Annotated in this window: 11 protein-coding genes; 2 read left to right on the top strand and 9 right to left on the bottom strand. The window is 66.4% G+C overall.

The genetic code is table 11. From position 1 onward, the window contains the following. Positions 1-8: 8 nt before the first annotated feature. Complete coding sequence (locus tag FGU64_RS20665; RefSeq protein ID WP_139954841.1) at positions 9-1,958, bottom strand: glycosyltransferase family 2 protein; 1,950 nt, start codon at positions 1,956-1,958, stop codon at positions 9-11. 209 nt (positions 1,959-2,167) lie between these two features. Between FGU64_RS20665 and FGU64_RS20660 the strand changes: the two genes are divergently transcribed. Beyond that, positions 2,168-3,034 carry a transporter substrate-binding domain-containing protein gene (locus tag FGU64_RS20660; RefSeq protein ID WP_246671169.1) on the top strand — a complete coding sequence of 289 codons (867 nt, stop codon included), beginning with the start codon at positions 2,168-2,170 and terminating at the stop codon, positions 3,032-3,034. A gap of 15 nt (positions 3,035-3,049) precedes the next feature. Here FGU64_RS20660 and FGU64_RS20655 read toward each other — a convergent pair whose 3' ends face one another. After that, on the bottom strand, positions 3,050-3,463 hold the full coding sequence (locus tag FGU64_RS20655; RefSeq protein WP_139954840.1) for a tellurite resistance TerB family protein: 414 nt from the start codon (positions 3,461-3,463) through the stop codon (positions 3,050-3,052). Between the two features lie 150 nt (positions 3,464-3,613). Here FGU64_RS20655 and FGU64_RS20650 point away from each other — a divergent pair, with 150 nt between their 5' ends. Continuing rightward, positions 3,614-5,263: a lysine--tRNA ligase gene (locus tag FGU64_RS20650; RefSeq protein WP_139954839.1), complete on the top strand. Its 1,650-nt coding sequence runs from the start codon at positions 3,614-3,616 to the stop codon at positions 5,261-5,263. On the opposite strand, the gene FGU64_RS20645 is transcribed toward FGU64_RS20650, so the two are convergent. The 7 genes from FGU64_RS20645 to FGU64_RS20615 all read right to left on the bottom strand — a co-directional run bounded on the left by FGU64_RS20645 (position 5,229) and on the right by FGU64_RS20615 (position 12,869). Further along, positions 5,229-6,128: a thermonuclease family protein gene (locus tag FGU64_RS20645; protein ID WP_139954838.1), complete on the bottom strand. Its 900-nt coding sequence runs from the start codon at positions 6,126-6,128 to the stop codon at positions 5,229-5,231. The genes FGU64_RS20650 and FGU64_RS20645 overlap by 35 nt on opposite strands. Positions 6,129-6,131: 3 nt before the next feature. After that, entirely contained in the window at positions 6,132-6,848 is a 717-nt protein-coding gene (locus FGU64_RS20640; protein ID WP_139954837.1) for a helix-turn-helix transcriptional regulator, read from the bottom strand. A 78-nt stretch (positions 6,849-6,926) separates the two neighbouring features. Next, positions 6,927-7,511, bottom strand: coding sequence for a thioesterase family protein (locus tag FGU64_RS20635; protein ID WP_139954836.1), 585 nt, complete (start codon positions 7,509-7,511; stop codon positions 6,927-6,929). A gap of 148 nt (positions 7,512-7,659) precedes the next feature. Beyond that, positions 7,660-9,864 carry a 3-hydroxyacyl-CoA dehydrogenase NAD-binding domain-containing protein gene (locus FGU64_RS20630; RefSeq protein ID WP_139954835.1) on the bottom strand — a complete coding sequence of 735 codons (2,205 nt, stop codon included), beginning with the start codon at positions 9,862-9,864 and terminating at the stop codon, positions 7,660-7,662. A gap of 10 nt (positions 9,865-9,874) precedes the next feature. Then, complete coding sequence (locus FGU64_RS20625) at positions 9,875-10,459, bottom strand: cysteine hydrolase family protein (RefSeq protein WP_348639773.1); 585 nt, start codon at positions 10,457-10,459, stop codon at positions 9,875-9,877. Positions 10,460-10,462: 3 nt separating this feature from the next. After that, positions 10,463-11,671, bottom strand: a complete 1,209-nt coding sequence (locus FGU64_RS20620) for an acetyl-CoA C-acetyltransferase (protein ID WP_139954833.1) — start codon at positions 11,669-11,671, stop codon at positions 10,463-10,465. A gap of 28 nt (positions 11,672-11,699) precedes the next feature. After that, positions 11,700-12,869: an acyl-CoA dehydrogenase family protein gene (locus tag FGU64_RS20615; protein ID WP_180375579.1), complete on the bottom strand. Its 1,170-nt coding sequence runs from the start codon at positions 12,867-12,869 to the stop codon at positions 11,700-11,702. Positions 12,870-12,884 lie beyond the last annotated feature (15 nt).

The raw sequence follows: 12,884 nt of genomic DNA, 5'->3' as shown, positions 1-12,884 counted from the left end.
CCACCCGCTCAGGGATCGGCTGTGAACTGTTCGTGCGGGGTCTTTTCCCAGAAATGCGGGCGGCGCCACAACTGCCAGACCGCCCGCCACCCGGCGACCGACATCATCGCCCAGTAGAGCGGCGTCGCCAGCACCACTTTCCAGAAACCGCTGCGTTCCCGCCGGGTCAATGTCTGCCAGCCGAGCAGCAGGAAGGAGGCGTAGCCGCAGCCGATGTTGACGACATCGACAAGGAGCAGCAGCGAGCGCGCCGTGCCGATCGGCTCGGTACGCGTCACGAGGTCGACGACGATCATGGCGAAGGTGGCAAGCAGCAGCGGATGCAGCATGACCGAGGCCAGCATGCCGGCGAACAGCACCTGCGCCACCAGGAAAGAGCGCCAGCCGAGGTCGGCGGCAAGGCGGCGCGGCGCCCGCATATGCACCAGCCAGGTCTGCGACCAGCCCTTGAACCAGCGCGTGCGCTGCGGCAGCCAGACGCCGAAGCGCGTCGGTGCCGGCTCGTAAGTCGGGCAGGAAATCGTCTCGGCCGTGTAGCCGAAACGCGCCAGCCTGACGCCGAGATCGGCGTCCTCGGTGACGTTGAACGGATCCCAGCCGCCAACCTCGTCAAGTGCGGCGCGGCGGAAATGGTTGGACGTCCCGCCGAGCGGCAGGACGAGGCCCCGGCTCGACAGCCAGGGCAGCAGCCCCCTGAACAGGCCGGCATATTCGAAGGCGAACATGCGCGCGATCATGCCGGCATGGCGGTTGGATATTTCCAGCGGCGCCTGCACGACGGCAAGGTCGGGGCCATGGCTGCGGAAGCGCTGCCAGGCCTCCACGAGTTGCATGGGATGGGGCCGGTCCTCGGCGTCGTAGAGCGCGACGAACTCGCCGCCGGTCATCGGCAGCGCATAGGCGAGCGCCTTCGGCTTGGTGCGCGGCTGGCCGGGAGGCACCTCGACGACCTCCATATGCGCCGGCAGCGCGTGCACGCGGATAGCGGCAAGCGTGGCGGCATCGTCGGCCTCGCAGACCAGCTTGATCTCCAGCCTCTCGCGCGGCCAGACGAGGCGATCGAGCGCGGCCAGCAGGTGCGGCACCACCTCGGCCTCCTTGTAGAGCGCCACGAGCACGGAAAAAAGCGGTGCGTTCGGCGGCGGCAGGCCGAGTTTCGGCCGCACGATCCGCGGCCTGGGCGCGGCCACCGCAGCGAAACGCAGGGCCACGCAGGCGAAGAAGAAGAAGGTGGCGGCGGCGTGGAGAAAGGCCAGCATCTGCAAGGGCATGAGCACGAGCCCGACGGGGATGGCCGTCATGACGAAGCCGACGATGATGCCCTGCCACGCCTGGGCGACGACACGGGCCGACATCTGGGGAAGGCGCTCGAACAGACGGCCGACCGCGTTCCTGGCCAGAAACGGCCGCGTGCGTTGCAGCACCGCCGCGCGCAGCGCCGCCGCCGGGACGATCTTCAGCCGTCCGGCCAAGGCCGGGCTGGCGCGCACGCGCTCGCGCACGACGCCGAGGCGGATGCGCTCGGGCGTGATGAGGAAAGAGACGTCCCCGCCCTTCTCGAAAAGCTTGACCGGGACATGGCCGCCATGACGCCGCAGCAGGACCAGCGCATGCGCGTCGCTGACGATCAGCCGCTCGGGATCGACCTGCTCGGCCGCCGCGATTCCCAGGTCTGCCGCCATCGCGCGCACCAGCCGCCCCTGGTCGATGCCGCAGTCGACAAGGCCGGCGGCGAAGTCGCCGCCTTCAATATGGGCACGCGCGGCGACCTCGTAGGCCGTCTGCGGCGGCACGCCGAGCCTGGCGAGCACGCCGCGCCATTCGACCAGTTCGGGAAAAAAGACCTCCGCCAGCAGCACGCCATAATCCGGCCCGGCCGCGGCGGCCGGATCATTCAGCGGATAGGCTGGCGATCCGTGCGGGAGCCCCTCCCCGCCCGGAAATTCGTATGAGCCCATGATGGCTCGCCGTCCCCCGTCCTGCCGCCGTGATGTTCAGCGACGGCTCCCTCCTCCTCCGGCCGCCCCCACGGCCGTCTGCCCCGCAACCCCTCGCGCGGCAGTCGATACAACCCGAGAATAGCTTTTATTTACACCGAGGAAACCGAAATCCGTTGTGATCTCGCCGTTTTCATAAGACAAGCTCGGGGGTCGATGGAGAACCTCGCGTGACCTTGCGCCGCCTTGCCGTTGCCCTGATCTATGCCGGCGCGCTCTGCCTCGGCGCAAGCCTGTCGGGTGTGTCAGGGCCGGCAGCCGCAGCGGGACCGCAGGCGCCCATTCTTTGGGACTCGCAGGAGCGGCTGGCGAAGCCCGATCTGGCGGCCATGCCGCGCCTACGCTTCCTCACCACGACGGACTTTCCGCCGTTCAATTTCCTCGACGGCAGCGGCCGCCTGTCGGGCCTGCACATCGACCTGGCGCGGGCGATCTGCGCCGAGCTCGGCCTTGCCGCCAAATGCGAGATCCAGGCGCTGCCGTGGGACGAGCTCGACGCGGCGCTGCAAAAGGGCGAGGGCGAAGCCATCCTGGCCGGCATCGCGGTGACGGCCAAGACACGCGAGAAATACGCCTTTTCACGTCCCTACCTGCAATTTCCGGCGCGTTTCGTCGTGCCGAAGGCCAAGCCGGTCGCCGAGCCGATCTACGCCTCCCTGCAAGGCAAGAAAATCGGCGTCGTCGCCGGCAGCGGCCACGAACGCCTGCTGCGCGACGATTTCGGCAAGGTGCAGGTCGCGACCTACGCCAAGCCGGAAGAGCTTTACGCCGACCTCAAGGCCGGCAAGCTCGACGCCGCCTTCGGCGACGGCATGCGCCTTTCCTTCTGGCTCGACGGCTCGGACTCGGCCGATTGCTGCCGCTTCGCCGGCGGCCCCTACATCGCGCCGGAATATCTCGGCACGGGGCTATCGATCGCCGTCAAGGCCGACAATCCCGCCCTTGCCGCGGCCTTCGACTATGCGCTGCAACAAATCTCGGTGAAAGGCACCTTCGCCGAACTCTACCTGCGCTATTTTCCGGTCAGCTTCTACTGAACGGTCAGCAACAGGCTACGTCAGGGTACGGTGGCGGGCCTTGGCGCCCTGCGCGATCGCCGCCACCGTCAGCGTATCGAGATCGAGCCGGCGGCGGATCAACTGGAGCACGCGCACTTCCTCCAGCCGCATCTCGAGGTCTGCGGCGGCCACCTCGAAGGCAGCCGCGTAGGCGGTGTCCCTCAGCCGTGCCGGAAGCACGCCAGCGACGAGGTCGAGCACGCCCTCCAGCCCCTCAGTGTCGTTCAACAGCCTTTGGCAATCCTGCGCCACGTCGATGATGCGGTCGGCATCGAAATCCTCGAAAACCGGCCAGCTGCGCACCACGGCGCCGATGCGGCCAAGCTCCGCGTCGGACATCTCGCGGTCGGAGGCGGAAGCGATCACCATCAGGTAGATCAGCGCTTCATGGGTCGTCGGAACAGGCATGGTTTTCCCTCGTTGCGTTGCCGGCAAGGTAGGAAGGCGCCGGCAACGCCGCAAGGAAAAAGCCTCCTGCCGTTGACGCTTAAGGCTCGCGCGCATAGAGCATGCCTCGTGCCGCCGTCAGCGGCCTTTCTTCCCCGTAGGACCAGCTTCATGACGCGATCCAACATGATCGACCTTTCGCCCGAAATCCTCGCAGCCGCAGCCGAGAGCAAAGCCTGGCCGTTCGAGGAAGCGAAAAAGATCGTCAAACGCTACGAGAAGACGGGCTTTCCCGAGACCATTCTGTTCGAGACCGGCTACGGCCCGTCCGGCCTGCCGCATATCGGCACCTTCGGCGAGGTGGCACGCACCACGATGGTGCGGCACGCCTTCCGGGTGCTGACCGAAGACAAGGTGAAGACGCGGCTGCTGTGCTTCTCCGACGACATGGACGGCATGCGCAAGATCCCGGACAACGTACCGGATCGCGCGGCGCTCGAACCTTACCTGCACATGCCGCTCACCGTCGTGCCGAACCCGTTCGGCGGCGACTACGAGAGTTTCGGCCACCACAACAACGCGATGCTGAGGCGCTTCCTCGACACGTTCGGCTTCGACTACGAGTTCGCCAGCGCCACCGACTATTACAAGTCCGGCCGCTTCGACGCGATGCTGCTGCGCGCGGTCGAGAAGTACGACGCCATCATGAAGGTGATGCTGCCGACTCTCGGCCCGGAGCGGCAAGCGACCTACAGCCCTTTCCTGCCGATCTCGCCGAAGAGCGGGCGCGTGCTCTACGTGCCGATGAAGCATGTCGACGCCAAGGCGGGCACCATCACCTTCGACGACGAGGACGGCACGGAAACCACGCTGCCGGTCACCGGCGGCGCAGTGAAGATGCAGTGGAAGCCGGATTTCGGCATGCGCTGGGCGGCGCTCGGCGTCGACTTCGAGATGTTCGGCAAGGACCACCAGACCAACCAGGCGATCTACGACAAGATCTGCGTCATCCTCGGCGGCCGCGCGCCCGAGCATTTCGTCTACGAACTGTTCCTCGACGAGCACGGCCAGAAGATCTCGAAGTCGAAGGGCAACGGGCTGACCATCGACGAATGGCTGACCTACGCGCCGACCGAGAGCCTCGGCCTCTACATGTTCCAGCGGCCCCGCCAGGCGAAGAAGCTCTATTTCGACGTCATCCCGAAGGCGGTGGACGAATATTATTCCTTCCTGTCGGCCTATCCGAAGCAGGACTGGAAGAACCGGCTCGGCAATCCGGTGTGGCACATGCACGACGGCCAGCCGCCGGCCATCGACCTGCCGGTGAGCTTCGCGCTGCTGCTCAACCTCGTCAGCGCCTCCAATGCGCAGAACAGCGACGTGCTGTGGGGCTTCATCTCGCGTTATGCGCCGGGCGTGACGGCGGCCACCAATCCCGAGCTCGACCGGCTGGTCAGCTATGCGATCCGCTACTTCGACGATTTCGTGAAGCCGCAGAAAAAGTACCGCGCGCCGGACGAGGTCGAGCGCGACGCGCTGGCGAAGCTGGCCGCTGCCTTGGCCGCGCTGCCGGCGGGCGCCGACGGCGAGGCGATCCAGAATGCCGCGCTCAACGTCGCGCGCAAGATCGAGCGCTACCAGGACCATTCCAAGCAGGCGCCCGAGGGCGGCCCCGGCGTCTCGGTGGCCTTCTTCCAGATGATCTACGAGGTACTGATCGGCCAGGAACGCGGCCCGCGCTTCGGCTCCTTCGCCGCGCTTTACGGCGTCGGCGAGACGCGCGCCCTCATCGAGCGGGCGCTGGCGGGAAGCCTGGCGTAGCGGGCGGCGGTGTAGACGGGGGCGGCGGCTCGCCCGACAGGTCGAGGATCGACGGCGAGGGTTCGACAGGCGCCTCGACCGGCGGCGGCTCCGGCGGCAGGTTCGACAGATCGGGGGCCACGCCGAAGACGCCCATGTGCTCCTTGCGCGCGACCTCCTCGGCCTTGGCGTAGGGGCCGCCCTTGGCCGCCTTCGCCCAGCCGTTCGCCACCAGCCAGGCGCCGATATCCTGCTTGCCGATGCGACAGGCGGCGGAAATGGTGTCGCGGCCGCCCTCGGGCGGCACGGTGCAGATCGGCGCGCGCCCGCGCAGGAAGGCGCGGAAGGCGCTGCGCGCGCGCATGCCGCAATTCCATTCCTTGCCGGCGGCATCGGTGCAGCTCTCGTCCGGCATGACGGCATCGACGCCGGAAATGGCGACGGTATAGCCCATCGCCTGGAAGACGCCGGCGGCGGTCGCCAGCGGCTGGAACAGGGGCTTGCCTTTCCATTCGTCCGGCATCTTCGGCTTGGGCGGCATCGCCAGCGACAGGTTGCTGAGCGGCGGGCGGGGCTCCGCGCGCTCCAGCGGCGCGGCGCCCGTCGACGGCGGGGCGACGAATTCGGGATCGATGGCGCGGGACCGGATCAAGGCGTCGTCAGGCTGCTGCGGCTCGATCGCTTCGGTCGAGGCTTCGTCCCCGGCCTGCCCGTCGTCCATGCCGGTTTCCGGGCCGGTTTCCGACGCGGCCGGCATGTCCGGAATATCCTCCGGCGTGATGACGATCTCATCCGCCGGCACGGCAAGGCGATGGCCGCTGGCTATGATCGCCGCCGACATCGCCACGAGGATGGCTGCGGCAGCGGCGGCGTGGGCGGGACGCATCCTCTACTGGCTCGCCCAGACGATGCGCGCCACCCATTCGATCTCGACCATGGGCAGTTCGCGGTTCGCATGCGCGGGGTTGAGCGAGAGAAGCGCGATGGCCTGCGGCGTCTGCCGCTCCAGCACCTTGGCCATCACCTCGCCGCCGGTCGTCTTGACGACGACGCGATCGCCCTTGCGCACGGTGGCGCCGGGCTGGACGATCAGCACGTCGCCGTCACGATAGAGCGGCAGCATGGAATCGCCCTGCACCTTCAGCGCATAGGAGGTCTCGCTGGATTGCGCCGGCAGTTCGATCAGGTCGAGCCCATGGCCGGCGGGAAAGCCGGCATCCTCGTAGAAGCCGCCGGCGCCGGCCTGCGCGAAGCCGACAAGCGGGATCGTCGGCCGCTGCTGCGGCAAGGGCCTGTCAAAAGGGGGATGGTCGAAAAAGGAGGACGGCACCGGCGCCCCACGACCGGACGTCCGGCGGCCGGTACGGCCGGCGACGCCAGCCTCGACCAGCGCGACGAATTCGTCCAGCGAGGCGCCCGTGGCCTCCATGATCTTGGCCAGCGATTCCGTGGATGGCCAGCGCGGCCGCCCGTCGGCCGACAGGCGCTTGGACTTGTTGAAGGCGGTCGAATCCAGCCCCGCCAGCTTGGCGAGGCCCGAAGCCGAGAGCGAATAGCGCTCGGCCAGCGCGTCGATGGCCGCCCAGACGCGGTCGTGCGAAAGCATGGCTGCCTTCCGAAAGGAAAAAATACCTGTCCGTTTTAGGCAGCGCAACGATGCTTGTCCAGCGCCGCGCGCCGCCTTTCACCCGTTGTTGACCAGGCCTTCGCCGCCTTCCCCGTTGCCGGCCCCGTTCTTGGCGAGATCGCGAAGGCGGGCGTGGGAGGCCATGAACACCTGTTCGGCCTCGGTCGGCGGACGCGGCACGAGATCGTGGCCAAGGGCGGTGAGCGCCTCGTCCATCTCGACGAAGCGCTTGCCACGACGGTCGTAGATGCCGGCGGTGGTCAGCACCTGCGCCGCGGTGCGGCCGTCCTCCAGCACGAAGCGATGGCCGCCGATCACCTGCGTGCCCTGCCACGTCTCGACCGTGGACACCACCTCGAAGCGGCGCCACAGCCGGATCTCGCGCACGAACACGGTCTGCAAGCCGCCCAGCATCGGCGCCCAGCCGCGCTCGCGCGCCAGCCTGAGCAGTCCGGCACGCAGGAAGATGTCGATGCGGCCGACATCGGCCAGCATCATGTAGCGGGCGTTGTTGAGGTGCAGGTTGCTGTCGATGTCGCTCGGCAAACAGCGGAAGGCAAGCCGGCTCTCGCCGCCCATGCGGTAGGGACCGCGGGATTTCGCGGTGAGCACCATGCGGGCGAGACGGAACCAGACATACATGGGGGCATCCTTTCCTTCTCCCCGTTTACGGGGAGAAGGTGTCACGAGGTGACTGATGAGGGGCGGCGCCAAGATTGCAGAACTCGATGCCGCCCCTCACCTGCCTGCCGGCATCCTTTCCCCGTAAACGGGGCGAGGAGAGCAACGGCTACGCCGCTTTCCCATATGGATCGAACCGCCGGTAGAAGCTGTCGTCCTTCTCAGCCATGTCGGCCAGCAGCTTGGGCGCCTTGAACTCGGCGCCGTATTTCTTCTGCAAGTCCTTGGCGAGCTTGACGAACTTTTTCGCACCGATGCCGTCGATGTAGGACAGTGTGCCGCCGGTATAGGGCGCGAAGCCGAAGGCGAGGATCGAGCCGACGTCGGCCTCGCGCGGGTCGGTGACGATCTTCTCCTCCATCACGCGCGCCGCTTCCAGCGCGATGACGGCGAGCAGGCGCTGCTTCAGTTCCTCGAAGTCGACGTCTTCCGGCTTCTTCTGCGGGAAAAGATCCTTCAAGCCCGGCCACAGCTTCTTCTTCGCGGGCTTCGCCGGATAGTCGTAGAACCCCTTGCCGTTCTTGCGACCCTTGCGATCGAACTTGTCGACCAGCGTGTCGATCAGTTCCATCTGCTTCGGGTCGACGGCCTTGTCGCCGAGATCGCGAACGGTCTGCTTCATGATCTTCTGGGCAAGGTCGATGGCCGTCTCGTCGGTCAGCGCCAGCGGCCCGACCGGCATGCCGGCTGCCTTGGCGGCGTTCTCGATCATCACCGCCGGCACGCCCTCGATCAGCATCTTGTAGGCTTCCGACATGTAGCGCAGCACGCAGCGGTTGACGTAGAAGCCGCGCGTGTCGTTGACGACGATCGGCGTCTTCTTGATGGCGCGCACATAGTCGATGGCACGGGCCAGCGCCTTGTCGCCTGTCTTCTTGCCCAGAATGATCTCGACCAGCATCATCTTGTCGACCGGCGAGAAGAAGTGGATGCCGATGAAATTCTTCGGCCGCGCCGAGTTCTTCGCCAGCGCGGTGATCGGAATGGTCGAGGTGTTGGAGGCGAAGACGGCGGAGGACTTCAGCACCGCCTCGGCCTGCTCGGTCGCCGCCTTCTTCACGCCTGAATCCTCGAACACCGCCTCGATGACGAGGTCGCAGCCGTCGAGGGCGGCATAGTCGGCGGTGGGCGCTATCAGCGACAGGAGCCTGTCCTTGTCCTCCGGCTTGGCGCGGCCCTTCTTGATCAGCCCGTCCATGATGCCGGCCGAATGCGCCTTGCCCTTCTCGGCCGACTCCACGTCGCGGTCGAGCAGCACGACCGGGATGCCGGCCTTTGCGGTGACATAAGCGATGCCGGCGCCCATGAAGCCGGCGCCGAGCACGCCGATCTTCTTGAACCTGGTCTGAGGCACACCTTCGGGGCGACGGGCGCCCTTGTTCAGTTCCTGCAGGGAGACGAACAGCGAACGGATCATGGCCGCAGCTTCCTTCGACTGCATGATCTCGGTGAAATAGCGCTGCTCGATCCGCAAGGCCGTGTCGAACGGCACCAGCAGGCCCTCATAGACGCATTTCAGGATCGCCGTGGCGGCCGGATAGTTGCCGTATGTCTCGCGGCGCAGGATGGCGATGGCCGGCGGCCACAGATTCGCGCCGGCGACCGAATAGACCGGGCCACCGGGCAGCTTGAAGCCCTTCTGGTCCCACGGCGCGACCGGCGACAAGCCGCCCTTGATCAGCGCCTTGGCCGTCTCGACCAGCTTCTTCGGCGGCGCGATCTCGGTAATCAGCCCCATGGCCTTGGCCTTCTGCGGCGTGAGATTCTGGCCGGAGGTCAGCATCTGCAGTGCCTGCTGCTGGTCGGTCAGGCGCGGCACGCGCTGGGTGCCGCCGGCGCCGGGGAAAATGCCGACCTTGACCTCGGGCAGCGCCATCCTGACCGCCTCGCTGTCAGCGGCGACGCGGGCATGGCAGGCGAGCGACAGCTCAAAGGCGCCGCCCATGCAGGTGCCGTTGATCGCCGACACAAACGGCTTGCCGCAGGTTTCCAGCTTGCGCCACAGCCAGGTCATGCGACCGGCGCCCTCGAAAAGCATCTTCGTCGCCGCTTCCGGGTCCTTCGCCCGCTCGGCGTGGAAGCGCTCGAGCTGGCGCTTCAGCATGGTCAGATCCGCGCCGCCGGAAAAGGTTTCCTTGCCGGAGGTGATGACCGCGCCCTTGACGGCTGTGTCGGCGACGACCTGGTCGATGATCCTGTCCAGCTCGTCCATCACCTCCTCGGTGAAGACGTTCATGGAGCGGTCCGGCATGTCCCAGGTGACGAGCGCGATGCCGTCGGCGTCGGTTTCGACGGTGAAGTTCCTGTAGGTCATCGAATCCTCCTTACGACGCGGCCGGTTCGGCGAGGGCCGTGACGATGGCGTCGCTTGTTACGATTGAGGCGAACTCGCCATTGAGATTGGTCAGGGTCATATCGTGGATGGCTTCGGCACGGCGGACCTCGCCGTCCAGCCCGATGCGATCGAATGTGTAGCAGGCGTCGCCGACGAGACGCGCATCGAAGCCCAGATTGCCGGCCATGCGGGTCGTCGTCTCGACGCAATGGTTGGTGGTGATGCCGGCAATCACCAGCGTCCGATGGCCGCCATCGATCAGGCGCTTCTCCAGATCGGTGCCGATGAAGGAGGAATTGACGTGCTTGACGACAACGGGCTCGCCGTCGCGCTCGCGTGCCTCCTCCATCGGCCGATAGCCGCTCCTGTCAGGCCGAAGCGCCGAGTCAGGCGACGTCGAGGCGTGGCGGATATGGAACACGGCCAGGCCGGCCGCCCGGAAAGCCGCCAGCAGGCGGGCGATGTTCGCGACCGCCTGCGGATTGTTGCGGCGCAGGCCCGCACGCTCCCATTCGACGAACGCCATCTGCACGTCGACGAGAATCAGCGCTGCGTCTGTCGGCAAGGCGCCCACGGCCTACACCCGCTCGATGATCGTCGCGGTGCCCATGCCGGCGCCGATGCACAGCGTCACCAGCGCGGTGTTGAGGTCGCGCCGTTCAAGTTCGTCCAGCACCGTGCCCAGGATCATCGCGCCGGTGGCGCCGAGCGGATGGCCCATGGCGATCGCGCCACCATTCACGTTGATCTTGTCGTGCGGAATCTCGAAAGCCTGCATATAACGCAGCACGACCGACGCGAAGGCCTCGTTCAGCTCGAACAGGTCGATGTCGGAGGTCTTCATCTTCGCGCGCTTCAAAAGCTTTTCCGTCACGTCGACCGGGCCGGTCAGCATCAGCACCGGCTCGGAACCGATGTTGGCGAAGGCGCGGATGCGGGCGCGGGGCTTCATCCCAAGCATCTTGCCGGCCTTTTTCGAGCCGAGCAGCACAGCGGCCGCGCCGTCGACGATGCCGGAGGAATTGCCGGCGTGGTGGACGTGGTTCACCTCCTCGATCTCCGGATGCTTCTGCACCGCGACCGCGTCGAAGCCGCCCATCTCGCCGGGCATGACGAAGGACGGGTTGAGCGCGGCCAGCGACTGCATGTCGGTGGTCGGGCGCATATGCTCGTCATGGTCGAGGATCACCAGCCCGTTCTGGTCCTTGATCGGGATGACGGAATTCTTGAACCAGCCCTTTTCCCAGGCATGCGCGGCGCGCTGCTGGCTCTCCACCGCATAGGCGTCGACATCGTCGCGCGAGAATCCGTATTTGGTGGCGATCAGGTCGGCGGAAATGCCCTGCGGCACGAACCAGCCCGGCAGGCCGACCGAGGGGTCCATGAACCAGGCGCCACCGGCGGCACCCATACCGACGCGGCTCATCGATTCAACGCCGCCGGCGATAACGATGTCGTCGGCGCCCTGCGCGATCTTGGCGGCGCCGAAATTGACGGCGTCGAGGCCCGAGGCGCAGAAGCGCGAAATCTGCATGCCCGGCGCCTTGTCGTCATAGCCGGCCTCGAAGGCTGCGGCGCGCGGGATGACCGCGCCGGCCTCGCCGACCGGATCGACGCAGCCGAAGATGATGTCGTCGACGGTCGACGTGTCGAGGCCGTTGCGGTCGCGCACGGCTTCCAGCGTCTTCGCAGCAAGGCGCACCGCCGGCACTTCGTGCAGCGATCCGTCCTTCTTGCCCCTGCCGCGCGGCGTGCGCACGGCGTCGTAGATATAAGCCTCGGCCATTCTTCGTCTCCTCGGATAGCTGGTCGCGTCAGAGCGAGCGCGCGATCAGCAATTTCATGATCTCATTGGTGCCGCCGTAGATGCGCTGCACGCGGGCGTCGCGGTACATGCGAGCGATCGGATATTCATTCATATAGCCATAGCCGCCGAACAGTTGCAGGCATTCGTCGACCACCCTGCCCTGCAAATCCGACAGCCAGTATTTCGCCATCGAGGCGGTAGCCGGGTCGAGCCCGCCGGCGAGATGGCGCGCCACGCAGTCATTGTAGAAGGTGCGGCCGATGGTGATCTCGGTCTTCAGTTCGGCCAGCTTGAACTGGGTGTTCTGGAAATCGATGATCTTCTGGCCGAAAGCCTGCCGTTCCTTGACGTAGTCGATGGTGGCGGCCAGAGCGCGTTCGGCCATGGCGATGGCCGTGGTGCCGATCATCAGCCGCTCCTGCGGCAGTTGCTGCATGAGCTGGATAAAACCCTGCCCCTCCTCGGCGCCGAGCAGGTTGGCGGTCGGCACGGCAACGTCGTTGAAGAACAGTTCGGAGGTGTCGTTGGCTTTCAACCCGATCTTGTCGAGGTTGCGGCCACGCTGAAAACCTTCCACCTCGTCCGTCTCGACGACGATCAGCGAGGTGCCCTTGGCGCCCTTGGCCGGATCTGTCTTGGTGACCACGACGATCAGGTTGGCGTTCTGGCCGTTGGTGATGAAGGTTTTCGAGCCGTTGATGCGGTACTGGTTGCCGGCCTTCTCGGCGCGCGTCCTGACGCCTTGCAGGTCGGAGCCGGCGCCGGGCTCGGTCATGGCGATGGCCCCGATCAGCTCGCCGCTCGCCATCCTCGGCAGCCACTTCTTCTTCTGCTCCTCCGAGCCGTAGCGGAGGATGTAAGGCGCGACGATCGCGTTGTGCAGGCCGATGCCGAAGCCGTCGACGCCGACATGGCCGATCGCTTCGATGATGGCGCTTTCATGCGCGAACGTACCGCCGGCACCGCCATATTCCTCCGGCATGGAGGCGCACAGCAGGCCCGCCGCGCCCGCCTTTTCCCAGGCGGAACGGTCGACGATCTCGTTCTTCTCGTAATCGTCGTAGTGCGGCGCGATCTCGTCGACGAGGAAGCGGTGCGCCATGTCGTAGAGCATGGCGACGTCTTCGGTGATCCATACAGGTTTCGGCAGTCCGAGCACTTCGGCGGGATTGGTCATAGGGCGACCTCCGAT

The organism is Mesorhizobium sp. 8 (assembly GCF_006351905.1).
In the GTDB taxonomy this organism is placed as follows: Bacteria; Pseudomonadota; Alphaproteobacteria; order Rhizobiales; family Rhizobiaceae; genus Mesorhizobium; species Mesorhizobium composti.
The sequence above is the reverse complement of the archived record's forward strand: the minus strand, read 5'-3'. Positions and strand labels throughout refer to the sequence as shown.

What these genes read in the sequence shown, in the direction of transcription:
- FGU64_RS20665 (WP_139954841.1), bottom strand. Translation starts at nt 1,958, where the DNA reads ATGGGCTCATACGAATTTCCGGGCGGGGAGGGGCTCCCGCACGGATCG.
- FGU64_RS20655 (WP_139954840.1), bottom strand. Translation starts at nt 3,463, where the DNA reads ATGCCTGTTCCGACGACCCATGAAGCGCTGATCTACCTGATGGTGATC.
- FGU64_RS20650 (WP_139954839.1), top strand. Translation starts at nt 3,614, where the DNA reads ATGACGCGATCCAACATGATCGACCTTTCGCCCGAAATCCTCGCAGCC.
- FGU64_RS20645 (WP_139954838.1), bottom strand. Translation starts at nt 6,128, where the DNA reads ATGCGTCCCGCCCACGCCGCCGCTGCCGCAGCCATCCTCGTGGCGATG.
- FGU64_RS20640 (WP_139954837.1), bottom strand. Translation starts at nt 6,848, where the DNA reads ATGCTTTCGCACGACCGCGTCTGGGCGGCCATCGACGCGCTGGCCGAG.
- FGU64_RS20635 (WP_139954836.1), bottom strand. Translation starts at nt 7,511, where the DNA reads ATGTATGTCTGGTTCCGTCTCGCCCGCATGGTGCTCACCGCGAAATCC.
- FGU64_RS20630 (WP_139954835.1), bottom strand. Translation starts at nt 9,864, where the DNA reads ATGACCTACAGGAACTTCACCGTCGAAACCGACGCCGACGGCATCGCG.
- FGU64_RS20620 (WP_139954833.1), bottom strand. Translation starts at nt 11,671, where the DNA reads ATGGCCGAGGCTTATATCTACGACGCCGTGCGCACGCCGCGCGGCAGG.
- FGU64_RS20615 (WP_180375579.1), bottom strand. Translation starts at nt 12,869, where the DNA reads ATGACCAATCCCGCCGAAGTGCTCGGACTGCCGAAACCTGTATGGATC.